Here is a 24,950-nt window from a genome sequence, read left to right as displayed (position 1 = left end):
ACTATGGCTATTCTACAAATTGGTGCAGGCGGCGTTGGTTGGGTTGTTGCACATAAAGCAGCACAAAATAACGAAGTACTGGGTGATATCACAATCGCTTCTCGCACAATCGCGAAGTGTGAAAAAATCATCGAATCGATTAAAGGTAAAAACAACCTTAAAGATTCAACTAAAAAACTAGAAGCTCGCGCAGTAAACGCTGACGATGTTGATGCACTTGTTACTCTGATTAACGAAGTGAAACCAGACCTAGTAATCAACGCTGGTCCTCCTTGGGTAAACATGGCGATCATGGAAGCGTGTTACCAAGCAAAAGTATCTTACCTAGATACATCGGTAGCGGTTGACCTATGTTCTGAAGGCCAACAAGTACCACAAGCTTACGATTGGCAGTGGGGTTACCGTGAGAAGTTTGCTGAAGCAGGCATCACAGGTATTCTTGGTGCGGGTTTCGATCCAGGTGTGGTTTCAGTATTTGCAGCGCACGCGGTTAAGCACTTGTTCGATGAAATCGATACGATCGACGTAATGGACGTAAACGCAGGCGATCATGGTAAGAAGTTTGCGACAAACTTTGACCCAGAAACGAACATGCTTGAGATCCAAGGCGATTCTTTCTACTGGGAAAATGAAGAGTGGAAACAAGTACCTTGCCACTCTCGTATGCTTGAGTTTGATTTCCCTAACTGTGGTTCTCACAAAGTTTACTCAATGGCGCACGATGAAGTTCGTTCAATGAAGGAATTCATCCCAGCTAAGCGTATCGAATTCTGGATGGGCTTTGGTGATGCTTACCTGAACTACTTCAACTGCATGCGTGATATCGGTCTTCTGAGCCCAGATCCGCTAACACTGCACGATGGCACTGTTGTTCAACCTCTACATGTTCTTAAAGCTCTATTGCCAGATCCAACGTCTTTGGCTCCGGGTTACACAGGTTTAACGTGTATCGGTACTTGGGTTCAAGGTAAGAAAGATGGCAAAGAGCGCAGCGTATTCATCTACAATAACGCAGACCACGAAGTGGCTTACGAAGACGTAGAACACCAAGCGATCTCTTACACAACCGGTGTTCCTGCAATTACTGCTGCACTTCAGTTCTTCCGTGGTGAATGGGCTGATAAAGGCGTGTTCAACATGGAACAGCTAAACCCAGACCCGTTCCTAGCAACCATGCCTGAAATCGGTCTAGACTGGCACGTTCAAGAGCTAGAACCTGGGCAAGGTCTACCTCTAATCCATACTTTGAAGTAATTTTGGCTCTTTGCCCTCGTTGCGTTGCCCTAGCGACAAGGTCACAGCTCTGCAAATTCAATTCAAAGTCATATGAATGACGAGAACGTATAACTACAAGCCGATGCTGTTGCGTCGGCTTTGTTCGATTATCATGTGCCTTCGTGAACTCGAGGGCCGCAAGGTATTAACATGCAAAACAACGAACTAAAAACGCCTTATTTCATGATCAACGAAGACAAGTTGATTGCGAATCTAGAGAAAGCGAAGCAGCTGAAAGAGATTTCAGGTGTGAAGCTAGTATTGGCACTGAAGTGTTTCTCTACATGGGGTGTGTTTGACATCATCAAGCCTTACCTCGATGGCACGACAAGCTCTGGCCCGTACGAAGTAAAACTTGGTCATGAAACCTTTGGCGGTGAAACGCACGCTTACAGTGTGGGTTACAGCGAAGATGACGTGAGAGAAGTTGCGGATATTTGCGACAAGATGATCTTCAACTCGCAAAGCCAATTCGAAGCTTACCGTCATATTGTTGAAGGTAAAGCCTCGCTGGGTTTACGTCTAAATCCGGGCGTAAGCTACGCAGGACAAGACTTAGCAAACCCTGCGCGTCAATTCTCGCGTTTGGGCGTACAAGCTGACCATATCAAGCCTGAAATCTTTGATGAGATTAATGGCGTGATGTTCCACATGAACTGTGAGAACAAAGACGTCGATGCCTTTATTGGTTTGCTTGATTCAATCTCAGAACAGTTTGGGGATCACCTAGATAAGTTAGATTGGGTGAGCATGGGCGGCGGCGTGTTCTTCACATGGCCGGGCTACGACATCGAGAAACTTGGTCTTGCGCTAAAAGCCTTCTCTGAAAAACACGGCGTGCAAATGTACCTTGAACCGGGTGAAGCTATCATCACTAAAACGACAGATTTAGTTGTGACAGTGGTTGATATTGTTGAGAACGTGAAGAAAACGGCGATTGTGGATTCAGCTACCGAGGCGCACCGCCTTGACACGCTTATCTACAACGAGCCTGCATCGGTATTGGAAGCGTCTGAAAACGGAAGTCATGACTACGTGATTGGTTCGTGTTCATGTCTGGCGGGCGATCAGTTTTGTGAAACAAGCTTTGACGAGCCGCTGAAAATAGGTCAAAAGCTTCACCTATTGGATAGTGCAGGTTACACCATGGTGAAACTGAACTGGTTCAACGGCCTGAAGATGCCATCAATCTACTGCGAGCGCAGCAATGGCGACGTTCAGAAGCTAAATGAATTCGGCTATGAAGACTTCAAACGTTCATTGTCACAATGGTCAGTTAAGTAACTGAATCATAAGTTCAGAGCAATAAAAAGAGCAGCCGATGAGCTGCTCTTTTTTTGTGCTTCATTGCTATTCATTTAGCTTTCAATCATCACTCGAGTGTCTTCACTGAGTGTTTCGAGTTCATTAACTACATCATCGATTTGAACTTCGATTGGCAGCTTAACCGCTATTTTTGAAGTGAATAGGCTTGAGCTTACACCGCCGCCGCCCGCAATGAAGACTCGGTGGCAGTCCATATCTAGAATGCTGATTCCTTGTCTATCTAATACATGTGTCACTTCATTGACGATACCTGCTCGGTCGTTAGAATCGAGTCTTAGGTGATGGATTGTGTCTTGGACATTATGCGTATGATCTGAATCGACAAACTGTACGATGAGATCTGGATTGGCGCTGAAAGCCTCTTTAACAATCGATTCGTTGATGGCTGGAAGTTGAACCTTGAGTACGCCTGCGACTTGGTCTTCAATAAAGTTCACTTTACTGATGAGCCATTTTCCGTCGTTTTCGTGAGTAACCGCAGCAAGCTGTTTGATTGTTGTTGGTGATGCTTTTCCGATAAAGTTTACGATAAATGTACTGTTCATATCAGCCCCCAAAGTTTCAATGATTTGTTGCGAATTAAATGTTTGATATCACGCGATAAAGTTCTTTAATTTCAGTGTAGAAGGTTACATCGAACAATGTTTGACCTACGTCAATTTTTGAAACTAAGCTGTGATGCAAAAAAAGAGAATGAAGAGTAGGGCACAAAAAAAGCGGCTAGAGAGCCGCTTTTTGGATGAGTTGTCGTTTTTATTGGGAATGCAGTAACTTAAAACTTAGAGACTGAAAGCTGACTTAGAACGTTACTTTAAAGTTCATACCAACAAATTGAGAATCGTATCGTGCACCAGCATCATAGGCGAATCGTGCTGCGTCTTGGTTATCCCACCAAGGGTTAGTATTCAGATTAACTTCTGCGTCACCGCCCCATGCATCACTTACCCAGTAGTGGATGTGACCAACAGGGTTTAGGAAGAATAGAGACACATCACCCATAGTTTGAGATCCCATCACTTCGCCACCTGAAGCAACGATGTCTTGCTCTGCTTCTAGCATCATTTCACCGACAACCGCACCGAAGAAAGGAGTGATAAAGAGATCTTGCCATGAAGGTACTTCAGCAAACGCTTCTACGCCGTATTCCCAGAAGAACGTCGACATAGTCCAAGAGTATAAGAAAGACTCAAACTCATCGTAACCTGCGTGTCGAGCTGCAGTGTAGTAAACACCACCAAAATATGGGTGCATCACGTAGTTTAGGAAGTGTTCGTCACGGTCCCATACTGGGCCATCAGACACGTTATCTTTCCACTTTTTACCTAATGAGCTGATATCACGTTGGTCATCATCCCACTTAGTGATACTTTCAGGTAGGAGAGTCATCAAACCCACCGTCGCGACACTCAGGCCAAGAATGGTGTAGGTTTGACCCATTAGGTAATCCCAATCCTTCTCCTGACTCACCAACAGGTGTTTTGGTTGTTGGATTGAGAAGTCGTACTCATCACTTGATTCGCTCAGTGCGTAATTGGTACTAGGCTTGTAGGTGTACAAGCTATCATTAACACAGTAATCTTGAGCACATTCATCCGAATAAGAAAGGTTGATTGGCTGGTCGAAGTCGTATTGGCTTGCAACCGAGTTAACTGATATTAGCATTGTAAATGCAGCAGTAACCTTTGCTAGTAACGGTGATTTGGCCACAAGGGTCTCCATGAGAAAGTTTGGAATTGATCAGGGTCACAATTATCTATTAAATGCCTGATTTAGGGAACTAATAATTTATAGCTTTTCCTAAGAAAACCTTAGGTTTAACATTATTAATATTAGTGAAAAGGCGAATTGCTCCAAATTCAACCATAGACCAGTTTGTAAATAATGCAGTGTCTTTTTATGACAACAAGGGATAGAAATATGACGAAAATCGCAATGTTAAGTACAGGTGAAGAAGTTCTTCATGGAGACATTGTAGATACAAACGCAGCTTGGATGTCTGGTGAGTTTTATCAGCATGGTTTTGCTCTTGCTAAGCGCTCAACTGTGGGTGATCAAATGAATGCTCTTGTTGAAGAACTGTTGATGCTGAGCTTTAACTATGATGTGGTTATCGTTAATGGTGGTCTAGGGCCAACAACCGATGATATGAGTGCTGCAGCCGCTGCAACGGCTTCTGAGCAGAAACTCGTCATGTTCCCTGAATGGCTTTCTCGTATGGAAGAGATGTTCTCAGGACGCGGTATGCCCATGCCTGACAGCAATCTTAAACAAGCTTTGTTACCTGCGAGTTCAGAGATTGTCGATAACCCTGTGGGTACGGCTTGTGGCTTCAAACTGAAAATCAACGATGCGACTTTCTATTTCACGCCGGGCGTACCGAGTGAGTTCAAACGCATGGTCACGTTTGAGATTCTTCCTGACTTGTCGCGTACCTACCCTCAAGTGGTTGCCTCTGAATGCAGTCGACTGTTTACGTTTGGTTTGTCTGAGTCTGGTATCTCTGATGTTTTGGACCAACTAAAGCTGCCAGAAGGTTATGAGTTGGGTTATCGCTCTTATCTGCCATTCATTGAGGTTAAACTGTTTGGTCCTAAGGCAGACCTAGAAACTCGCGTTAAGCTTCTGCAAATGGTTTACAAGCTGCTAGAGAGTAATGTCGTTAGTGTCGATGAGCCGATGATTGACCATATTGGACACATCATGGCGGAAAAAAAGAAGACGTTATCTGTGTCTGAAGTGTCGACCAAAGGTTCACTGTCAGCGTGGCTGCAGTTGAATGAGCAGATAGAAGATTGCTTCGGACACTCGTGGGTGATGGCTGAGCCAAAAGAGAGCGAGCTTGAAAAAAGCGATCCATTAGCCGCGACCTTTGCTCTGGCTGGCGCAACAAGAGAAAAGTGCGGAACCGAATTGGCTTTGGTGACTGGTAAGCTGGAAGGCAACACATTCAGCGTTGCATTGTCGACTGAAGCAGGCGAGTGGGGTCAGGTACTTGAGTTTTATCGTCAGTACTCGCGTGAAGACCAACGCAACGTGATTAAGACCGTCGCCGCCGATATGCTGAGAAGGCATCTAGACAACAAACCGATGTTTGGTACTTACTCTTCGGTTAAGCGATTGAAAGACATGTTTATTCCAGCGGCTATCATTAAGTAACTATGTAAGCGAAATCGCAAAGTCTGTACTAAAAACGCTAGAAAAACGCTAGAAAAACGCTAGAAAAACGCAATAAAAAGGCCCAACATCTAAATAGGTGTTGGGCCTTTTGTTTATCTAGCCTTCTAGATAACCAAACAAGCAGCGATGTTTACACGTAACTGATGTCTGTAAGAACTCGATTACAAACCGCTTGTCATGTGTAGGCTGTAGAACAAACCACGGCCGATTAACTCAGAAGCTAAGAACAGTACCAATGCTAGGCTTAGGTTTACTGGATTCACTTTTGCTTTGTTCAGCATAGGTAGAATCCAAATCAGTAAGCTTGCCATTAGTAATGCAACTTGAAGAATCACATAGCTGCTTAAACCGTCAACCAACTCAGATGCTTTTGCTGCTGAAGTTTGGATGTCACCGATTAGGTTCAGTTTGCCTACTGTCACAAGTAAGCTTATCGCAACAGTAATTACAGCCAACATTGTGATGTTACGGTCAATCGTAAAGTGGCTGTCGTTTGCGAACACAAGAACGAACTGAGATAGCAGCAAGCCACCCACAACTATGGTCATGATGAAGCTCAGTGGTGTGTAGATGTTGTCCCATGTCGGTACTGTGTTGATCATGTATACGTTGATCATCGCGTACATGAAGATAACACCCAGCACCATAGCGCTAACCATCAGTGCTTTTTGGATAACAAGGCCACCTTTCTTAACCACAGACAGTAGCCACTGTAGGCCGCCTACAGAGAAGAATGCTGCTCCGAAGAACACTTCGTTAGACAACCAAGCTGAGCCTAGTTGGTTAAAAGCATTAAACGCGCGCAGTGGAGAGCCAAGGTGCGTTGTCGAGAACATGAAGCCAAGACCCATTAGTGCCCATAGAATGAACATTGGAACCTTGTAGCTGTTCAGCTTCTCTTCGTCATGACCCAGTACCAGTGCACGTGCACCAATCAGTAAGTAACCACCAACCGCGGTTTGCGCCAGCACCGTAAAGAAAATCAAAGACCACTCATGAAAAATCATCTTAAACCTCCTTCGGGTTTGCTAGGTGACCACTGGTATCGCCAGTAGGCTTCGCGTTTTTGTTCAGCTTAATCACGATGTTTGGCAGTGTTTCGGTTGAAGATGGCAGTGGCGCTACATCTGCACCAGAACCGTACTTCTCGCGAAGTGTATTGATTTCACCAAACTCCAATGCACGAAGTGGGCAAGACTCAACACAGATAGGCTGTTTGCCTTCAGAAACACGTTGGTAGCAACCATCGCATTTGGTCATGTGACCTTTCTTCGCATTGTATTGTGGTGCGCCGTAAGGGCATGCATTACTACAGTGCTGACAACCAATACATACGCTCTCATCAACCACAACCAAACCGTCTTCATCACGTTTGTGCATTGCGCCCGAAGGGCACACTTTCACACACGCAGGGTTAGTACAGTGGTTACAAGCGATAGACAGGTAGTAAGAAAAAACATCTTTCTGAACCCAGGTATCACCATCTTGAGTGAAGCCACCACCTGCGTATTCGTATACGCGGCGGTAGTTCGTTTTGATGTCTAGATCGTTATAATCTTTACAAGCAAGCTGACAGGTTTTACAACCCGTGCATTTACTTGAATCAATGTAAAAGCCGTATTGTTTCATTCCAACCTACCTTATGCTTTCTTTAGCGCTTTGATTTGAACTAGGTTTGTATGCTGAGGGTTACCCTTAGCAAGCGGGCTCGGGCGCTGAGTAGTCAGCACGTTGATAGAGCCTGCATGGTCGATCTTCTGACCATCTGGTGCGTACCATGCACCTTCGCCTAGTGCGACAACTCGAGGAAGAATCCTTGGTGTCACTTTCGCTGGAATATGGACTTCGCCACGGTCGTTGAAAATACTCACCATGTCGCCGCTTTCAATACCACGCTCTTTCGCATCGATTGGGTTGATCCACAACTCTTGAGGTGCCGCCGCTTTGATCTCTGCAACGTTGCCGTAAGTTGAGTGAGTACGAGCCTTGTAGTGGAAACCGGTTAGCTGAAGTGGGTACTTCTCTGCTAATGGATCGTTATGGCCTTCAAAAGAATCCGCGTAAATCGGAAGTGGATGAATCACTTCGTCTTCTTTCAGCTTCCAAGTTTTCGCGATATCAGCCAGTTGCTCTGAGTAGATCTCGATCTTGCCACTTGGTGTAGTCAGCGGGTTCGCTTCAGGGTCTTTACGGAAATCTTCGTAAGCGATGTAGTGGTGGTCGTAGCTACGCTTGTAGATACCCAGCTCTTTCATCTCTTCGAAGGTTGGCAGTGTTGGATCGTTCTTACGAGTTTCTGCGTAAAGGTGCTCAATCCATTGCTCTTGAGTACGGCCTTCTGTGAACTCTTTTTCTACGCCCATACGTTTAGCAAGTTGCGTACACATCTCGTAGATAGATTTTGCTTCGAACTGAGGCTCAATCGCTTTCTGTGCGTAGATGAAGTAAGGCATGTTCGATGCTTTACCATCCATACACCAGTCGTCTTGCTCTGATGTCGTTAAGTCAGGCAGGATGATGTCGGCGTATTTCGCAGAAGAAGTCATATGGTTATCAACCACAACGATCATTTCACAAGCACTTTCATCTTGAAGAATCGCGTGTGTCTTGTTGATGTCTGAGTGTTGGTTGATGATGCAGTTACCTGCGTAGTTCCAGATCATCTTGATTGGGTTCTTAAGGCGCTCAGCACCGCGAACACCATCAGTGATGTCTGTCATCTCGTGGTGACGGTGAATTGCGTCAGTCCACATGAACATTGAAATTGACGTTTCAACTGGGTTTGGCACAGTAGGGAAGCGAACAAACGGAATGTTGATGTCACTTTCACGAGCGCCTGTTGAACCGCCTGATACACCCACAGAACCGGTGAGTAACGATAGCATCGCGATTGCACGACAAGCTAGTTCACCGTTCGCAGTACGTTGCAGGCCCCAACCTTGGTGGATGGCACATGGTTTCGCTGTGCCCATTTCACGGCCTAGTTTAACGATAGTATCAACCGGAATGCCTGTGATTTTAGAAGCCCACTCTGGTGTCTTCTCTACGCCATCTTCACCTAAACCTAGGATGTAAGATTTGTAGTCGCTATTTTTAGGCGCCGATGCAGGCAGAGTTTTCTCGTCGTAACCGACACAGTATTTGTCTAGGAACGGTTGATCGACAAGGTCTTCAGTGATCATTACGTGTGCAAGACCCGCTACCAATGCAGCATCTGTAGAAGGACGAATTGGGATCCATTGATCTTCACGGCCACCGGCAGTATCGGTGTAGCGAGGGTCGATGATAATCGTTCTTGCGTTCGATTTGTTTTTGCTTTCTACATAGTGGTGGATCAGACCGCCGCCAGACATGCGAGTCTCAGCAGGATTGTTACCAAATTGGATGTTAAGCTTAGTGTTCTCTAAGTCAGAGAAAGAGTTGTTGTTTGCCCAACCACCGTAGGTGTAGCTCAAGCCTTTCGCGATTTGCGCTGTTGAGTAGTCACCGTAATGGTTTAGGTAACCACCACTTAGGTTCATTAGACGCGCAATCAGCGTTTGTGCTGGTGGCCAAGACTTAGTTACCGTACCACCAAGCGTACCTGTGCCGTAGTTTAGGTAGATAGTGTCGTTACCGTAATCTTTGATAAGGCGTTGCATAGTGCCAGCGACTTCATCAAAAGCCTCTTCCCAGCTAATACGCTTAAACTTACCTTCACCACGTTTACCCACACGTTTCATTGGGTATTTCAGGCGATCTGGGTTGTAAACACGGCGGCGCATAGAGCGACCACGTAGACATGCACGCACTTGGTGATGACCGTATTCGTCAGTACCCGTGTTATCTGTTTCTACGTATTTGATTTCACCGTTTTGTACATGCATACGTAGTGGACAGCGAGAGCCGCAGTTTACTGTACATGCACTCCATACGATTTTCTCATCCACATTCTCAGCAACCGCAGCCGCTACTGGTTTGGATTTGAAAGGTAAAGCGATACCGCCCGCAAGTGCGGCTGCACTACCTACTGCAGAAGAAGCTTTCATGAAGCCTCTCCGAGTAAGATTCATTACCCCAGATTCTTTCTTATTCGTCATTCTAAGATGCCTTTTGCTATTGATGGCTAGTACTTTATAGGTAGTTTGTTCTTTATTTTTTTATTTTGGATTGTTGATTGATTGGCATCAAATAAGAGCGAAATTTAAATCTTATGAATCGAATGTATAAAATAGATCAAAGAATTAAATCGTCTTATTTATATAATTATCTTTAAACCTATAACGGTATAAATAATAATGATTATCGATACGCATAAATTATTGGGTTCGCTATTTTATCAAGCGACAAGTAAAGAACAGTTGGTCACCATTGTTGAAGCTTTGGTTGAGAGCGAAGTGCTCTCTGAAGAATGCTTGCAGGCATTGAGAAGTGAAGATGAAGATGCGCTCGCAGCAGAGTTCAGCCGCTTGTTCGAAGGTGTGGGAGACATGCCAGCTCCGCCTTGGGGGTCTGTGTACCTAGATAAAGACCGTGTGGTGTTTGGTGCATCGACTGTGGAATATCGACAGTTTCTAGAATTAAACCAAATTGAATTGGATACAGGTTTAAGAGAGCCAGAAGATCAATTTGGTTTAATGTTATTCGCTCATGCGTATTTGTTAGAAAATAATAATATCAATTCAGCTCGTGAATTGCTTGAGTGTCACTTATTACCTTGGTCTTCTACTTATTTAGATAAATTAAATACAGCATCAGATTTATCATTTTATAAGAAGCTATCAAGTGATGTAATAAATTGGCTTAATCAATTAACATCTGAATATAATTTAAACGTTGCCACTAAAAAGTTATATATCGACTAATGTCTGAGCAAATAAATTCGAATAGGCGTGGTTTCTTAACTCGACTCTCTAAGCCAGTTAAAGCTGCTGCAAGTTATGAAGAGAAATCACAGCGCTTACATGCTAGACCACCTAGGGCTGTCGATGAGGTGCTGTTTGAGCGTCTTTGCGACAGTTGTGGACTGTGTGAGCAAGCGTGTCCTAATAGCGTGATTGAGACGCTAGAGGGTAGTGCGCTGTTGAATTTGGATTACAACAGTTGTTCTATGTGTAACAAATGCACTGAAGTGTGCCTAACTGGCGCACTTCATCCAACGGTCACGCCTTATATCGACCTCAAGCCGAGCTTTGCTGATAGCTGCAATAATTACATGCAAATGGACTGTTCAGCATGCCAAACTGCGTGTTCAGCAGGTGTGATACACATTGAAGTAGGAGAGTTGCCTACAGTGGACAAAGATAAGTGTAACGGCTGTGGAGAGTGCCGAAGCGCTTGTTATATTGGCTCTGTGACTCTTAACCTGACTCAGCAATAAACGTTTGGTTTTGTATGACACAAGCGAACAGGAAGATTTTGGTTGAGTGATAAACGAGTTGTTTCAGATACCTAAAGACATAAACAGAAAAGGGTCCGCACTCCTAAAGGAAGCGGACCCTTTTTAATTCTTATTGACGATATTCGAACAAAGCGACCTAAAGCCAGTTGGCTTATGCGCGTTTTTGCTTGTTTCTGTGAATAACGTTACTCAGCGATAGCTCAGTCTTTGCTTTACAGATACAAGGTAATATTTCATTACCTTGCGTGTAAGCCATAGCAAAACCAACGTACTCGACTTCCCCAGAATCCAACGTGCAACGACAAGCGCCACAATGCCCATCTCGGCAGTTGTATTCTGGCTCTAACCCAGCTTGTTCCATTGTTTCCAATAGAGTGTTTGAAGGGTTAGATTCAATCGAAGTCAGCTTGTTGATTTTGATTGTTGGCATTACAGCTCGAATCCTTCAAAGTCGTCAGCTTTTACTTCGTTGTCGATCTGACCAACTAGGTAAGAACTGATTTCAGCTTCTTGTGGAGCAACTTGTACGTTATCTGAAGATAACCATGCGTTGATCCATGGGATTGGGTTCGACGTTGCTTCTGGGTAAGCAGTACCTAAACCAACCGCTTGCATACGGATGTTAGTGATGTACTCAACGTATTGGCAAAGAATGTCTTTGTTCAGACCAATCATAGAGCCATCTTTGAATAGGTATTCTGCCCACTCTTTTTCTTGCTCTGCTGCTTCTTTGAATAGGTCGAAACACTCTTGCTTACACTCTTCAGCGATTTGCATGAATTCGAAGTCATCTTGGCCATTACGCAGTAAGTTAATCATGTGCTGTGTACCAGTAAGGTGAAGAGCTTCATCACGAGCGATTAGCTTGATGATCTTCGCGTTACCTTCCATTAGCTCACGTTCAGCGAATGCGAATGAACATGCAAAACTCACGTAGAAACGAATCGCTTCTAGTGCGTTTACAGACATTAGACATACGTAAAGCTTCTTCTTCAGGTCGTGAAGTGAAATCTTAACGTCTTCGCCGTTAATGTTGTGGTTGCCTTCGCCGTAGCGGTGGTAGTCAGCCGTCAGCTTGATTAAATCATCGTAGTAAAACGCGATGTCTTTCGCACGCTTCAGGATCTCTTCGTTTTCAACGATGTCGTCGAATACTACACCTGGATCATTGACGATGTTACGGATGATATGTGTGTAAGAACGAGAGTGAATCGTTTCAGAGAAAGACCAAGTCTCAATCCAAGTTTCAACTTCTGGTAGAGATACCAGTGGAAGTAGGGCAACGTTAGGGCTGCGGCCTTGGATAGAATCTAGAAGCGTTTGGTACTTCAAGTTAGAGATGAAAATGTGCTTTTCATGCTCAGGAAGCTTGTTGTAGTCGATACGGTCGCTAGATACGTCTACTTCTTCTGGACGCCAGAAGAAAGAAAGCTGCTTCTCGATCAACTTTTCGAAGATTTCGAATTTTTGTTGGTCGTAACGTGCAACGTTTACCGACTGACCCAAGAACATTGGTTCTTTTAGTTGGTCATTTTTTTGCTGAGAAAAAGTACTGTAAGCCATAAATGCCTCAAATCCTTTAAAGACCCGTAATAAAACGGGCCCTGTTAATGCTTTAAACCCAGAGAAGATAACTCTTCTCTGGGGTCTTAATGTTTATTGCGGTTTAGATCTTACAACCGCCGCCTTCACAATCTTCTTCCGGCACTTGAACTGCATCGCCTTGGTCGTCTTTAGCACCATCACGAGTGTTATGGTAGTAAAGCGTCTTAACACCGTACTTGTACGCTGTAAGTAGGTCTTGAAGCAGCTTCTTCATTGGTACTTTACCGCTGTCGTAAACACTTGGATCATAGTTAGTGTTTGCAGAGATAGCTTGGTCAACGAATTTTTGCATGATACCCACTAGGTGCAGGTAACCATCGTTCGAACCAATGTTCCAAAGTAGCTCGTAGTTCTCTTTAAGATTTAAGAAGTCAGGAACCACTTGCTTAAGGATGCCGTCTTTCGATGCTTTCACTGATACGTAACCACGTGGTGGCTCGATACCGTTAGTTGCGTTCGAGATTTGAGACGAAGTCTCAGAAGGCATAAGCGCTGTTAGCGTAGAGTTACGCAGACCGTGCTCCATGATCTCTTCACGTAGAGAATCCCAATCGTAGTGCAGTGGCTCTTCACATACTAAGTCGATATCTTTCTTGTAAGTATCGATTGGCAGTAGGCCTTTCGCGTAGTTGGTCTCGTGGAAAGATGGGCAACGGCCTTGTTCTTTCGCCAGTTCAACAGACGCTTTTAACAAGTGGTATTGAATTGCTTCAAAAGTACGGTGAGTCAGACTGTTTGCGCTGCCATCAGAGTACTTCACGCCGTTTTTCGCTAGGTAGTATGCGTAGTTGATGACACCCACACCTAGAGTACGACGGTTCATTGTCGACTTGCGTGCTGCTGGAAGTGGGTAGTCTTGGTAATCAAGCAATGCATCAAGTGCACGAACAACCAGTTCAGAAAGCTCAGCAAGGTCGTCTAGCTCGTTGATTGCGCCTAGGTTAAACGCTGAAAGCGTACATAGTGCAATTTCACCTTCGTCATCTTCTACGTTAGAAAGTGGCTTAGTTGGTAGCGCGATTTCTAGACATAGGTTCGACTGACGAACAGGAGCCACTTCAGAATCAAACGGGCTGTGTGTATTACAGTGGTCAACGTTCTGAATGTAGATACGACCAGTAGAAGCTCGCTCTTGCATTAGCAGAGAGAACAGCTCAACGGCTTTAACCGTTTCACGCTTCACTGAAGGATCGTTTTCGTACTTAACATATAGTTCTTCAAAACGGTCTTGGTTTTCGAAGAACGCATCGTAAAGGCCAGGTACGTCAGAAGGTGAGAACAGGCTGATGTTGCCACCTTGAACAAGACGAGAGTACATGAGTTTGTTCAGCTGTACGCCGTAGTCCATGTGACGAACACGGTTCTCTTCAACGCCGCGGTTGTTTTTCAGTACTAATAGAGACTGAACTTCACCATGCCATAGTGGGTAGAATACCGTTGCCGCACCGCCACGAACACCACCTTGTGAACAACATTTTACTGCTGTTTGGAAGTATTTGTAGAAAGGGATACAGCCAGTGTGGAACGCTTCACCATTACGGATTTCAGAACCCAGCGCACGGATACGACCTGCGTTGATACCAATACCAGCACGTTGAGATACGTAACGAACAATTGAGCTTGCTGTTGCGTTGATTGAATCAAGGCTGTCACCACATTCGATCAGTACACAAGAGCTGAATTGACGAGTAGGCGTACGTACACCAGACATGATCGGTGTAGGTAGAGAAATCTTAAACGTAGACGATGCGTCGTAAAAACGTTTGATGTAGTCAAGACGAGTCGATTTAGGGTATTTAGCGAATAGACACGCAGCCACTAGGATGTAAAGAAACTGAGCACTCTCGTAGATTTCTTTTGTTACACGGTTTTGCACGAAGTATTTACCTTCAAGCTGCTTAACTGCCGCGTAAGAGAAGTCTAAGTCACGCTTATGGTCGATGTACTGGTCTAGCTCTTCAAACTCAGCTTTCGTGTAATCTTGCATTAGGTGGCTGTCATATTTACCCATATCGACCAGTTTTGAAACGTGGTCATAAAGCGCAGGTGGCTCGTATTCGCCATACGCTTTTTTACGTAGGTGGAATACTGACAGACGTGCTGCTAGATATTGGTAATCAGGAGTCTCTTCAGAGATTAAATCCGCTGCTGACTTGATGATAGTTTCATGAATGTCAGTCGTGGTGATGCCGTCGTAAAACTGAATGTGAGCTTTCAATTCTACTTGTGATACAGAAACATTGTGCAAGCCTTCAGCTGCCCATGTGATCACGCGGTGGATCTTCTCTAGATCGATGGTTTCTTTGCGCCCGTTACGCTTGGTAACAGTAAGTTGTTGGTTCATTCTGCTTAATTTCCCTAACAAAACTGAACAAGGCCGTGTTTTTGTGTATTTCTGTGTAATTTTTGTAAATTACGTGTCGGCTTTGTGATCTTGGTCTACCCATATATTGTAGTTCAAACACAACATATAGGGGTCATTTGTTTGTTGGGTTACAAGATAGTGCTACAACCGAACTTTTTCAAGGTAAAGAAATTGGGTTGCTTGTGGATAAGTGGTGGATTGAAAAAAAACTGTAAGTGACCACTAACTGATGAAGATAGATGAGACTTGATTGTATAAAAGTCGACTTTTAATGATGCTTTATTTTTGCACGCCTATAAAAAAAAATCCCTTGATCTTTGAGCAAAATGGGCGATGGATTTTAGGCGATTAAATTTAAATCTAGGTGGCCAAAATGGAAGCTAGCGCACGAAATTTAGACTGAAAAAAGTCGCAAACTTATGTTAATTGCAACCTTTTTCATTAGTCTTTTTTAGAAAAAATTTTACGGTAGGATAGCTGATATTTTTTAAGCGAAATTTTGCGTATGCACGATGTAATTGACTTCAACACTGCGACCTAATCGGTAAGTGTCTGTCAGTGGATTATAGTGCAGCCCAGTGATGCCGAGTTCTTGTAGAGATGTATTATCAATCATCTTGATAAGTTCAGCTGGGCGAATGAACTTGTCATGCTCGTGAGTGCCTTCAGGAACTATCTTTAGTAGCTTCTCTGCACCAACAATCGCAAACAAGTAAGATTTAAAATTGCGGTTCAACGTAGAGAAGAAAACGTGGCCATCCGGTTTGACCAATTTTGAACATGCGGTGATCACTGATTGTGGATCAGGCACGTGCTCTAGCATTTCCATGCAAGTGACCACGTCGTAAGTTTGTGGATTCTCTTCTGCGTGGTCTTCAATGGTACTTTGGATGTAATCGAGCTTGGTGCCAGTTTCTAGTGCGTGCAAGCGTGCCACTTCAAGTGGTTCTTTGCCCATGTCTAGCCCTGTCACTACAGCACCTTCGATTGCCATACTTTCCGCTAAAATGCCACCACCGCAACCAACATCGAGCACTTTCTTACCAAACAAACCTTCAGTTTTTTCTAGCACGTAGTTTAGGCGTAGTGGGTTGATTTGATGTAGAGGCTTAAATTCGCCTTCTAGATCCCACCAGCGTGACGCCATGTCTTCAAATTTCTTGATTTCTGCTGGGTCTACATTCTGTGATTTAGTCATAATCGGCATTTCCAAGTTAAATACGGCATCCATGAAATTGCAGGCATTATAACTTGCCTTTTCGCCTTGACCAGAAGATCTACAATTTTGCGAACTTATTGGGTGTAAAGTGACCATGTTTCAGCGAGATATGATGCGGAGGTGCAATTTCTCATCAATTGATTGGCTACAAGGGTCACAAGATGGTAAAAGGAGAGGGAAAGTGATGCCTCCGTAGGTAAATTTGTGTTATATTTTTCGGTCTTATACGTATTCAAAAATACGATCTGACTATAGAGGGAAAATGGCTCTATGAGCGATCTAGCGAAAGAGATCACGCCCGTAAATATTGAAGATGAGCTTAGAGGTTCATACCTAGACTACGCGATGTCCGTCATCGTTGGTCGTGCCCTTCCAGATGTGCGTGATGGCCTAAAACCTGTACACCGACGCGTTTTGTTCGCGATGAATGTACTGGGTAATGATTGGAACAAACCATATAAAAAGTCTGCTCGTGTAGTAGGTGATGTAATCGGTAAATACCACCCGCATGGTGATAGTGCGGTATACGATACTATTGTTCGTATGGCTCAACCGTTCTCACTGCGTTACATGCTAGTTGATGGCCAAGGTAACTTTGGTTCTATCGATGGCGACTCCGCGGCTGCAATGCGTTATACCGAAGTTCGTATGGCGAAAATTGCTCACGAGCTCCTGGCTGACCTTGATAAGGAAACTGTGGACTACGTACCGAACTACGATGGTACAGAACAAATTCCAGCAGTACTTCCTACAAAAATTCCTAACCTATTGGTAAACGGTGCTTCTGGTATCGCAGTAGGTATGGCTACCAACATCCCACCACATAACCTTGGTGAAGTTGTTGATGGCTGTTTAGCATTTATCAATAATGAAGATATTACTATTGATGAGCTAATGGACTATATCCCTGGTCCTGACTTCCCGACAGCAGCACTTATCAGTGGTCGTAAAGGCATCGTAGATGCTTATAAAACTGGCCGCGGTAAAGTTTACATGCGTTCAAAAGCGAATATTGAAGTAGAGAAAAATGGTAAAGAAACCATTATCGTTACTGAGATTCCTTACCAAGTAAACAAAGCTCGCCTGATCGAGAAGATTGCTGAACTGGTTAAAGATAAGAAAGTTGAAGGCATCAGTGCTCTACGTGACGAATCTGATAAAGATGGTATGCGTATTGTTATTGAATGTAAGCGTGACGCTGTCGGTGAAGTTGTATTGAACAACCTTTACTCACAAACTCAACTGCAAACAACTTTCGGTATCAACATGGTTGCGCTGAACAATGGTCAACCACAGTTGTTCAACATCAAAGACATGCTTAAGTGCTTCGTAGACCACCGTCGCGAAGTTGTGACTCGTCGTACTATCTTTGAACTGAAGAAAGCGCGCGACCGTGCACACATCCTTGAAGCATTGTCTCTAGCACTTGCTAACATTGACGAAATCATCGAGCTTATCCGTAACGCTCCAACGCCTGCTGAAGCAAAAGCTGGTTTAGTAGCTCGCGGTTGGGAACTTGGTAACGTTGCAGCAATGCTTGAACGTGCAGGTACTGATGCGGCTCGTCCTGATTGGTTGGAAGACCAATACGGCATCCGCGATGGCCAATACTTCCTAACGGAAACACAAGCACAAGCTATTCTAGAGCTTCGTCTTCATCGCTTAACTGGCCTTGAACATGAGAAGATTCTAGACGAGTACAAAGCGCTTCTAGAAGAAATCGCTGAGCTAATGCACATTCTTGCAAGCACTGAGCGTTTGATGGAAGTTATCCGTGAAGAACTTGAAGCGGTACGTGAAATCTATGGCGACGCTCGTCGTACAGAAATCACAGCAGCGGTTCATGACATCGACATGGAAGAGCTGATTGCTCAAGAAGACGTTGTAGTAACGCTTTCTAACGCAGGTTATGTTAAGTACCAAATTCTAAGCGACTACGAAGCTCAGCGTCGTGGTGGTAAAGGTAAGAGTGCAACTAAGATGAAAGATGAGGATTACATTGAGCGTCTGCTTGTTGCTAATACTCACGATAACATCTTATGTTTCTCTACTCGTGGTAAGACGTACCGCCTGAAAGTTTACCAACTGCCTCAAGCAAGCCGCACCGCTCGTGGTAAGCCTATCGTTAACATTCTTCCTCTAGAAGAAGGTGAGCGTATTACGGCTATCCTGCCTGTCTCTGAGTTCTCTAACGAGAAATTCATCTTCATGGCAACAGGCGACGGTACAGTTAAGAAGACATCACTGGATCAATTCGCAAACGTACGTGCTAACGGCCTAATCGCAGTTAACCTACGTGACGATGATTCACTGATTGGCGTTGATATTACTGATGGTAATAGCGACATCATGCTGTTCTCTAAATCGGGCAAAGTTGTTCGCTTTAACGAGGACAAAGTACGTCCAATGGGTCGTACTGCATCTGGTGTTCGTGGTATGAAGCTTCCAGAAGACGATCAAGTGGTTTCACTGATTGTTCCTTCAAATGAAGGCGATATCCTAACTGTGACTCAAAACGGTTACGGTAAGCGTACTGAGTTGGCTGAATACCCAACGAAAGGCCGTGCAACGCAAGGTGTAGTATCTATCAAAGTCTCTGATCGTAATGGCCCAGTAGTTGGTGCTGTTCAGGTTGAAGAAGGCGATGAAATGATGATGATCACCGACGCAGGTACACTAGTACGTACTCGCGTGGCGGAAGTCAGCCAAGTTGGTCGTAACACTCAAGGTGTAACACTGATCCGTACTGCTGAAGATGAGAATGTTGTAGGTCTACAACGTATCGACGAAGTAGAAGAAGCTGAGATTGTTGAAGGCGAAGAAACTGAAGAAGCAAATGCTGACGCAGTAAACGCAGAAACAGTTAATGCAGAAGGAAAGGTCGTTTCTGAATCAAATGAAGAGCAAGCATCCGATGCTTCTGACTCTGAGAGTGATAGCGAGCAAGATACTGAGTAATCTCGATTACACTAAGTAATTAAGAGTACCAATGAAAAAACCGAGCCTAAGTGCTCGGTTTTTTATTACCTGTCATTTCATTTTTCTTATCAGTTCGTTTAGGTCTTAGAGCAGACCTTAACCTGTCGCTTTTATGCAAAAGTTTGAGCACTAAATCTCGAACGCTAAACTTTGATCAATAACGAGGCAGAACGAAAGCGATAGAGTAGGAGATAAAGCTAAATAAAAGGATGTGGAATGGATATCTGGTTGTTGGTTGCTTTACTATTAATGAGTCTGTTTTTTATCGCGTTTGTTATTGCCGCGAGCAAAAATGGCCGTCATTTAAAAGGCAATGCGATGATTTCGCTTATCGCTGTGGTTTTGAGTGTGCTTGTCTGGTTTCAGCTTAAACAAGAGTTACCTCAATTTCCTTTAGATGATAGCGATAGCTACACGGCAACAGATTTCCAAGATGAGCTTCAGCAGAGCCTTGAGCAAGACCCAAATCAATCCGATTTGTGGTTTAAGCTTGGTGGTGTGTACATGCAAAAAGGGGAGTTTGATGCGGCATTCACTTGCTACGATTATGCGATTCGATTAGATCCTCAAGCACCTTCTGGTATTTATGCTGCTAAAGCTACTGCACTTTATTACCTTAGCTCCCAGGCGATGAGTGATGAGGTCAAGAGGCTATTAAATCAGTCGATGCAGCTTGATCCAAACGATCGTACCGCCTTAATGTTGATTGCGACCGATCACTTCATTAGTATGCGCTATCGACAAGCGATCGATGCGTGGACTCAAATCCTCGATTCCAATCAAAAGGGCATTGATCGTGTTTCGATTATTCATTCGATCAACCAAGCCAAAGAGATGATCCGCTAGGCTTGGTCAATAAGCTTGTTGTTCCTGAATAAATTTTGAAACTATTTACCTTTGAAGTAATTCGACTCTAAAGTGATTAATTTCTAAAATCATTATTTTCCGTATCTATTGGCTTTCGATCATTTCAGTTAAACCACCTGCGTTATGGATTTGAGTAAATCCTTGATCACGCAAGAACTGATACGCTTGCCCTGAGCGATTACCACTGCGGCAATACAAAACGATCGGTTGGTCTTTCTCAATATTAGCAAAGTGAGTCGCTACTTCTGAAAGAGGGTAGTTGATGGCGTTGTCTAGATGCCCTTGTTCGAACTCTGCAGGTGTTCTTACATCAATGACTAATGCACCTTTCTCTATCAACTCCCACCCTGTCTCTGCGCGCTCTGATGCGTTAACGCCTGAACTGAGTAGTGTAATGCATAATGCTAAAAGCGAAAATAAGGTCTTCATTTTTGACTCCTTGAATTAGCAAACGGTCATTGGAAAGTACGTATTGATTTGAATGCTTCAAACCCAACACTGAATATTTAAAACAAAAAACCAGCCACACAACAATAGTGTGACTGGTTTTTACCTAACGGTCTATTTGAAGAAACTAGTATTCGTAGTTGGCTTCACGCTTTTCAGCTTGCTCTTCCCATTTAGGAACAACCGTGTCTAAGAAGTGCTGTTTCTCTGCGTTCATCTTATCCATGTCCATTCCAAGCGCTTTTTGAGCCGCTTCTTTGGTCGAGATATCTGGAATTTCGATTGGATCGGTGATGCCTTTCTTCGCCAGTAGACGAACAATTTTAGTTCGAGCATCCGCTGCGCGATCAACGGCAGTACCTAGTACTTCTAGAGCGATTTCAGGTGCGTGCATATGAATACCGTGAGACGCAATAGCGTAGTCCCAACGCCATTGAGCGTGACGGATATCCAGTAGGATAGGCTCCATCTCTTGCTCTGTCGCACCGGCTTCCCATGCCGCACCTGCTTCAAAGTGAGCGGCTACGATTTGCTTCTCAGCAGTCAGCTTCATGTTCAGAACTTGTGCTTTACGGCTTGAAACGATGTTACGCATGGTTTCTTTCGATTGAGTGTGACAGTTTGCACACGTATCTTCGAAGCGGTCGAATGGGTTACCCACTTTATGGTCGGTATAAACAGTGCCATCTTCTTTGGTCACTTTCGGCATATGACAGTCTGCACAGACGACTTTATTTTTGCCGTGGATACCTTCACGCCATGTTTCGAAACCAGGGTGCTGTGCTTTCAACATGGGTGCTTTCGATACTTTATGAGTCCAATCTTTAAAGTTGATCGCATCATAGTAACGTTCCATATCGCCGACGGTTGTACCTTGGTCCCAAGGGAATTTCACGCCTTTGGTTGGCCCGGTGAAGTAGTATTCCACATGACATTGGGCACAAACTGAAGCTTGTTGGTCTAAACGGCTTTGCTCATCAAACTTTTTACCAATTGCTTCAAATGCACGTTCAACATAAGGACGAGTGACCTTCAGTGCTGGCTCACCATTTTTGAAGCCTTCGCTTTGGGTATCGTGACAGTCTGAACATCCAATAGGGTTAATGATCTCGTTACCAAGACGCGCCCATTTACCCTCGAAGTAACCATCTTCGCCACGCTCTTCGATAACACGCGCTACATCTGGGCTCTTACAGCTCCAACACGCCATTGGCATAGGGCCAGAATTTTCGTCCGTCGGTCCGCCAGTACGAAGTGTTTGTCGTACATCGTCAATCGCATAAAAGTGACCACGAGCCTTGTTGTAATCTTTTGCAAAGCCGTAGCCAGCCCACATGATAACCATGTTCGGATCTTCTTTTAGTGCGTCTTCAATGGTTTCGCTTTCTGACGTCTGTCTCCATGAATGATATTGATCTGGGTGATTTTGCTCGAACTGATCGTTACGAGGATCGCCAATTTCTTTTTGTTCAGGCGCAGCAAAACTGGTCGCGCTTGCTAGTGATGCGCTAACCATTAATAGTGCTGTGACCGAATTACGTATCCAATGCTTTTTCACAGTGATATCTCCAATATACTGATTTTTATACCAAGCGTTGTGAGTTTGCTATTCAAATTAAGAACTGGAGAATTCCTGTTTATATTAATTCATAACTGAACACATTTTGTTACGTGTTGGATATAGATTGTCTCAGATCAATTTATGACAGTGACCTTAATCACGCTGAAGTTTATATAACCCTAAAGTGGTATTTAAAGTTAGATTGATTAGAATTTAACTGAGAATTATTATCATATATAACAAACAATTACCTAAATTGACCATGATGTAAATAGGGTGATTGCGTTCACAAATTAACCTGTCGAAATTTCATGTTACCCAATTAGAGGTATATTCTAACAATAGAAAGCGTTGTGGCTTATCCAAAATAAGAATTGATATCATTTAAGCGGTAATAATATCGTTTAAGGGTACTTTTGTTTAACCGGAATATTATTTAGTTGAGAGTTAAATAATGCCGGTATAAGGAAAGGATAAAATGGGCAATATTAAATTGGCCATAGTCATAATGCTTAAATCCCTTCTAGCATTCTGCCTCTATGGTTATTCCATTCATGCTGTTGCTGAGCCTGCTGTTACGCCAGTAGGAGAATCAACAAGACATGAAGTCGAATTAATCCGCGACAAAGACTACAAGTGTGTTCAATGCCATAAAGATTCAAAAGAAACGGTATTGGGTTCACATGGTGAAAGTGCACACGCTTTGCTTGGCCGCGAAGTAAATTGTACCGACTGTCATAGTTCTATTAGCCCCGATCATCGTGAAGGTGCACCTAAAGTGGTGAAGTATCGTGAGGCTCAATCACAACCTGGAACCGAGAAGGTTTTCTTAGACCCTAAATTAATCCTAGATGCCAATAGCCAATGTATCGATTGTCACCAACCTGATGATCTCCGCGAAGCGAGTTGGACTCACGATGTTCACGCGCAAAACTTAACGTGTTCAAACTGCCATGATGTTCATGCGACTGAAGCAAAGGTGTTGGGCTTAGATAAGAAGCAAACCATCAAGCTGTGTGTGGATTGCCATTCAGACTTCAACCAGAAGAAAGAAGAGGAGTAATCTATGAGTTGCTCAAGAAGAAACTTTTTAGCAGGCGCGGGTGCCGTTATTTTTACCACAGGTGTAGCGGGAACTGCGGCGGTAACAAGTCGCAAGACGCTAGCTAATGTTCAAGAAGATGGCACTAAACGTTATGGAATGATTCATGACGAAACCGCTTGTATTGGTTGTACCGCCTGTACCGAAGCATGTCGTGAAGTAAACAAAGTACCTGAAGGTGTATCGCGCTTAGAAATTATTAAGAGTGAGCCCCAAGGCGAATATCCCAATGCTGATTACCGTTTTACTCGTAACTCTTGCCAGCATTGTGATAACGCACCTTGTGTGATGGTTTGCCCAACAGGCGCGGCCTACAAAGATGAAAAAACGGGCATTGTCGATGTGCATCAAGAGAAGTGCGTCGGTTGTGGTTATTGTCTATTGGCTTGCCCATACCAAGTGCGCTTTTTCCATCCAGAAAACAAGTCCGCAGATAAGTGTAACTTCTGTCGAGACACTAATTTAGCACAAGGGAAGTTGCCGGCTTGTGTCGAATCTTGCCCAACCAAAGCGCTGACATTCGGTGATTTGAATGACCCTAAGAGTGAGATAAACCGAGTACTTCAATCCGAGGTGGTTTACAGAGATAAAGCCTATCTAGGCACTCAACCAAAACTCTATAAAGTGCCACACCAAAAAGGGGAGATTTGATTATGAGTGCATGGGACGCAGCTTTTCAGTCTGGTACGGTGGTATGGGACTGGATTATAGCAATCTATCTATTTCTCGCGGGGATGTCGGCGGGTGCCGTAATGATCTCCATTTACCTAAAACGTAAGGTCATTGAAGGCGATCCTGCTCATAATGGTGTGCTAAAGGCCACGGCTTTTCTTGCGCCATTTGGGATCATTTCAGGTCTGCTTATCTTGGTTTTCCACCTGACAAAACCGTTATCCTTTTGGAAGATCATGATCTTCTATAATCCAACGTCTGTGATGTCGATGGGTGTGATCTTATTCCAAGTGTATATGGTGATCTTATTTCTTTGGATCGGCATTATATTTAGAGATCAAATCGTCGTATTTTTAAATGACCAAACATGGTTAAAAGGGCGACTCGATTTCGTCGGTAACTGGATTGGCAAATTGGAAGTGTTTGAGAATGCTCTGGAAATATTCTTAGCTGTTCTTGCTCTAATGCTTGCCGCTTATACCGGATTCTTGCTTTCAGCTTTAAATACCTTCCCACTGTTGAATAACCCCGTGCTGCCGATTTTGTTCTTATTCTCGAGCTTATCTTCGGGAGCGGCGGCGTGTATTTTATTTGGTGTGTTGGTCTTTAAAGAATCACCTCATAGCCCGAGTATTTCATGGATCCACGGGTTCGAACGTCCGGTAGTGATGTTTGAGTTGTTTGTTCTGATTACTTTCTTTACTGGGCTTATCTTCGCTGGTGGCCAAAGTGAGCAAGCCGTATGGAACGCCATCGGCAGTGGTTTCTGGGCGAGTTGGTTCTGGTACGGCGTTATCGGTGTTGGCATGGTTCTACCATTGTTGCTGAATGCCGTTACACCAACCTCGATCCGCCATAGCTCGGTGTATATTTTCTCGGTGACTTCACTAAGCCTAATGGGTGTATTAATGCTGCGAACTTTTGTCCTTTATGCAGGGCAGTTAACGATAGCTTAATTTCGCTCAAGTTTATTAG

Annotated in this window: 21 protein-coding genes; 10 read left to right on the top strand and 11 right to left on the bottom strand. The window is 44.0% G+C overall.

Translation table 11 applies throughout. The features are described from left to right. Positions 1–3 precede the first annotated feature (3 nt). Both AC3CH3_RS09420 and nspC read left to right on the top strand, forming a co-directional pair. Positions 4–1,254, top strand: a complete 1,251-nt coding sequence (locus tag AC3CH3_RS09420) for a carboxynorspermidine synthase (RefSeq protein ID WP_019820628.1) — start codon at positions 4–6, stop codon at positions 1,252–1,254. A 171-nt stretch (positions 1,255–1,425) separates the two neighbouring features. Then, positions 1,426–2,559 carry a carboxynorspermidine decarboxylase gene (nspC, locus tag AC3CH3_RS09415; protein WP_019820629.1) on the top strand — a complete coding sequence of 378 codons (1,134 nt, stop codon included), beginning with the start codon at positions 1,426–1,428 and terminating at the stop codon, positions 2,557–2,559. Positions 2,560–2,633: 74 nt separating this feature from the next. On the opposite strand, the gene AC3CH3_RS09410 is transcribed toward nspC, so the two are convergent. Further along, positions 2,634–3,146, bottom strand: coding sequence for a glycine cleavage system transcriptional repressor (locus tag AC3CH3_RS09410; RefSeq protein WP_019820630.1), 513 nt, complete (start codon positions 3,144–3,146; stop codon positions 2,634–2,636). 253 nt (positions 3,147–3,399) lie between these two features. Continuing rightward, positions 3,400–4,308: a DUF3943 domain-containing protein gene (locus AC3CH3_RS09405; protein WP_019820632.1), complete on the bottom strand. Its 909-nt coding sequence runs from the start codon at positions 4,306–4,308 to the stop codon at positions 3,400–3,402. Positions 4,309–4,518: 210 nt separating this feature from the next. On the opposite strand from AC3CH3_RS09405, the gene AC3CH3_RS09400 reads away from it, so the two are divergent. Next, positions 4,519–5,757 (top strand): CinA family nicotinamide mononucleotide deamidase-related protein, encoded by a 1,239-nt coding sequence (locus AC3CH3_RS09400; RefSeq protein ID WP_488537033.1) that lies wholly within the window; start codon positions 4,519–4,521, stop codon positions 5,755–5,757. Between the two features lie 182 nt (positions 5,758–5,939). Here the strand turns inward: AC3CH3_RS09400 and AC3CH3_RS09395 are convergent, their stop codons facing one another. Genes AC3CH3_RS09395 through AC3CH3_RS09385 form a run of 3 tightly spaced genes read right to left on the bottom strand, consistent with a single transcriptional unit; the run spans position 5,940 to position 9,857 of the window. Beyond that, positions 5,940–6,785, bottom strand: coding sequence for a dimethyl sulfoxide reductase anchor subunit family protein (locus AC3CH3_RS09395; protein ID WP_102364263.1), 846 nt, complete (start codon positions 6,783–6,785; stop codon positions 5,940–5,942). 1 nt (position 6,786) lies between these two features. Further along, positions 6,787–7,407: a DMSO/selenate family reductase complex B subunit gene (locus AC3CH3_RS09390; protein ID WP_004733360.1), complete on the bottom strand. Its 621-nt coding sequence runs from the start codon at positions 7,405–7,407 to the stop codon at positions 6,787–6,789. 11 nt (positions 7,408–7,418) lie between these two features. Continuing rightward, on the bottom strand, positions 7,419–9,857 hold the full coding sequence (locus AC3CH3_RS09385; RefSeq protein WP_016794678.1) for a DmsA/YnfE/YnfF family dimethyl sulfoxide reductase: 2,439 nt from the start codon (positions 9,855–9,857) through the stop codon (positions 7,419–7,421). A gap of 198 nt (positions 9,858–10,055) precedes the next feature. Here AC3CH3_RS09385 and AC3CH3_RS09380 point away from each other — a divergent pair, with 198 nt between their 5' ends. Continuing rightward, complete coding sequence (locus AC3CH3_RS09380) at positions 10,056–10,622, top strand: molecular chaperone TorD family protein (RefSeq protein ID WP_010438111.1); 567 nt, start codon at positions 10,056–10,058, stop codon at positions 10,620–10,622. After that, a complete protein-coding gene (gene napF, locus AC3CH3_RS09375; protein WP_010438113.1) occupies positions 10,622–11,137 on the top strand; it encodes a ferredoxin-type protein NapF in 516 nt (171 codons plus the stop codon). The genes AC3CH3_RS09380 and napF overlap by 1 nt, the downstream gene beginning before the upstream one ends. 172 nt (positions 11,138–11,309) lie before the next feature. Here napF and yfaE read toward each other — a convergent pair whose 3' ends face one another. From yfaE to ubiG, 4 genes are all read right to left on the bottom strand, one after another. Continuing rightward, on the bottom strand, positions 11,310–11,588 hold the full coding sequence (yfaE, locus tag AC3CH3_RS09370; protein WP_010438115.1) for a class I ribonucleotide reductase maintenance protein YfaE: 279 nt from the start codon (positions 11,586–11,588) through the stop codon (positions 11,310–11,312). After that, positions 11,588–12,721: a class Ia ribonucleoside-diphosphate reductase subunit beta gene (gene nrdB, locus AC3CH3_RS09365; RefSeq protein WP_004733365.1), complete on the bottom strand. Its 1,134-nt coding sequence runs from the start codon at positions 12,719–12,721 to the stop codon at positions 11,588–11,590. The genes yfaE and nrdB overlap by 1 nt, the downstream gene beginning before the upstream one ends. Positions 12,722–12,824: 103 nt before the next feature. Further along, positions 12,825–15,107, bottom strand: a complete 2,283-nt coding sequence (gene nrdA, locus AC3CH3_RS09360; protein WP_488537032.1) for a class 1a ribonucleoside-diphosphate reductase subunit alpha — start codon at positions 15,105–15,107, stop codon at positions 12,825–12,827. A gap of 508 nt (positions 15,108–15,615) precedes the next feature. Continuing rightward, positions 15,616–16,359 carry a bifunctional 2-polyprenyl-6-hydroxyphenol methylase/3-demethylubiquinol 3-O-methyltransferase UbiG gene (gene ubiG, locus AC3CH3_RS09355; protein WP_016769292.1) on the bottom strand — a complete coding sequence of 248 codons (744 nt, stop codon included), beginning with the start codon at positions 16,357–16,359 and terminating at the stop codon, positions 15,616–15,618. A gap of 258 nt (positions 16,360–16,617) precedes the next feature. Here ubiG and gyrA point away from each other — a divergent pair, with 258 nt between their 5' ends. Further along, a complete protein-coding gene (gyrA, locus tag AC3CH3_RS09350) occupies positions 16,618–19,305 on the top strand; it encodes a DNA gyrase subunit A (protein WP_010438123.1) in 2,688 nt (895 codons plus the stop codon). Positions 19,306–19,542: 237 nt separating this feature from the next. Next, positions 19,543–20,172 carry a TPR domain-containing protein gene (locus tag AC3CH3_RS09345; RefSeq protein WP_010438125.1) on the top strand — a complete coding sequence of 210 codons (630 nt, stop codon included), beginning with the start codon at positions 19,543–19,545 and terminating at the stop codon, positions 20,170–20,172. Positions 20,173–20,277: 105 nt separating this feature from the next. Here AC3CH3_RS09345 and AC3CH3_RS09340 read toward each other — a convergent pair whose 3' ends face one another. Together AC3CH3_RS09340 and nrfA are read right to left on the bottom strand one after the other, a co-directional pair. Further along, the gene (locus AC3CH3_RS09340) at positions 20,278–20,622 is read right to left on the bottom strand and encodes a rhodanese-like domain-containing protein (protein WP_010438127.1); all 345 of its coding nucleotides are present in this window, start codon (positions 20,620–20,622) and stop codon (positions 20,278–20,280) included. A gap of 145 nt (positions 20,623–20,767) precedes the next feature. After that, on the bottom strand, positions 20,768–22,198 hold the full coding sequence (nrfA, locus tag AC3CH3_RS09335) for an ammonia-forming nitrite reductase cytochrome c552 subunit (RefSeq protein WP_010438130.1): 1,431 nt from the start codon (positions 22,196–22,198) through the stop codon (positions 20,768–20,770). Positions 22,199–22,679: 481 nt separating this feature from the next. Between nrfA and nrfB the strand changes: the two genes are divergently transcribed. From nrfB to nrfD, 3 genes are read left to right on the top strand one after another with little or no spacing between them, the layout of a single operon-like run. After that, complete coding sequence (gene nrfB / locus AC3CH3_RS09330) at positions 22,680–23,264, top strand: cytochrome c nitrite reductase pentaheme subunit (protein WP_010438133.1); 585 nt, start codon at positions 22,680–22,682, stop codon at positions 23,262–23,264. 3 nt (positions 23,265–23,267) lie between these two features. After that, entirely contained in the window at positions 23,268–23,954 is a 687-nt protein-coding gene (gene nrfC / locus AC3CH3_RS09325) for a cytochrome c nitrite reductase Fe-S protein (RefSeq protein WP_488537031.1), read from the top strand. 2 nt (positions 23,955–23,956) lie between these two features. Further along, positions 23,957–24,931, top strand: coding sequence for a cytochrome c nitrite reductase subunit NrfD (gene nrfD, locus AC3CH3_RS09320; RefSeq protein WP_029223547.1), 975 nt, complete (start codon positions 23,957–23,959; stop codon positions 24,929–24,931). Positions 24,932–24,950 lie beyond the last annotated feature (19 nt).

It is taken from the genome of Vibrio sp. QJM3NY_35, assembly GCF_057785915.1.
This window is presented reverse-complemented; position numbering and strand designations above follow the sequence as displayed.

Bases quoted from the DNA above. Each gene is read 5' to 3' on its own strand.
- AC3CH3_RS09420 (WP_019820628.1), top strand. From the start codon at position 4: ATGGCTATTCTACAAATTGGTGCAGGCGGCGTTGGTTGGGTTGTTGCA.
- nspC (WP_019820629.1), top strand. From the start codon at position 1,426: ATGCAAAACAACGAACTAAAAACGCCTTATTTCATGATCAACGAAGAC.
- AC3CH3_RS09410 (WP_019820630.1), bottom strand. From the start codon at position 3,146: ATGAACAGTACATTTATCGTAAACTTTATCGGAAAAGCATCACCAACA.
- AC3CH3_RS09400 (WP_488537033.1), top strand. From the start codon at position 4,519: ATGACGAAAATCGCAATGTTAAGTACAGGTGAAGAAGTTCTTCATGGA.
- AC3CH3_RS09395 (WP_102364263.1), bottom strand. From the start codon at position 6,785: ATGATTTTTCATGAGTGGTCTTTGATTTTCTTTACGGTGCTGGCGCAA.
- AC3CH3_RS09390 (WP_004733360.1), bottom strand. From the start codon at position 7,407: ATGAAACAATACGGCTTTTACATTGATTCAAGTAAATGCACGGGTTGT.
- AC3CH3_RS09385 (WP_016794678.1), bottom strand. From the start codon at position 9,857: ATGACGAATAAGAAAGAATCTGGGGTAATGAATCTTACTCGGAGAGGC.
- AC3CH3_RS09380 (WP_010438111.1), top strand. From the start codon at position 10,056: ATGATTATCGATACGCATAAATTATTGGGTTCGCTATTTTATCAAGCG.
- napF (WP_010438113.1), top strand. From the start codon at position 10,622: ATGTCTGAGCAAATAAATTCGAATAGGCGTGGTTTCTTAACTCGACTC.
- yfaE (WP_010438115.1), bottom strand. From the start codon at position 11,588: ATGCCAACAATCAAAATCAACAAGCTGACTTCGATTGAATCTAACCCT.
- nrdB (WP_004733365.1), bottom strand. From the start codon at position 12,721: ATGGCTTACAGTACTTTTTCTCAGCAAAAAAATGACCAACTAAAAGAA.
- nrdA (WP_488537032.1), bottom strand. From the start codon at position 15,107: ATGAACCAACAACTTACTGTTACCAAGCGTAACGGGCGCAAAGAAACC.
- ubiG (WP_016769292.1), bottom strand. From the start codon at position 16,359: ATGGATGCCGTATTTAACTTGGAAATGCCGATTATGACTAAATCACAG.
- gyrA (WP_010438123.1), top strand. From the start codon at position 16,618: ATGAGCGATCTAGCGAAAGAGATCACGCCCGTAAATATTGAAGATGAG.
- AC3CH3_RS09345 (WP_010438125.1), top strand. From the start codon at position 19,543: ATGGATATCTGGTTGTTGGTTGCTTTACTATTAATGAGTCTGTTTTTT.
- AC3CH3_RS09340 (WP_010438127.1), bottom strand. From the start codon at position 20,622: ATGAAGACCTTATTTTCGCTTTTAGCATTATGCATTACACTACTCAGT.
- nrfB (WP_010438133.1), top strand. From the start codon at position 22,680: ATGGGCAATATTAAATTGGCCATAGTCATAATGCTTAAATCCCTTCTA.
- nrfC (WP_488537031.1), top strand. From the start codon at position 23,268: ATGAGTTGCTCAAGAAGAAACTTTTTAGCAGGCGCGGGTGCCGTTATT.
- nrfD (WP_029223547.1), top strand. From the start codon at position 23,957: ATGAGTGCATGGGACGCAGCTTTTCAGTCTGGTACGGTGGTATGGGAC.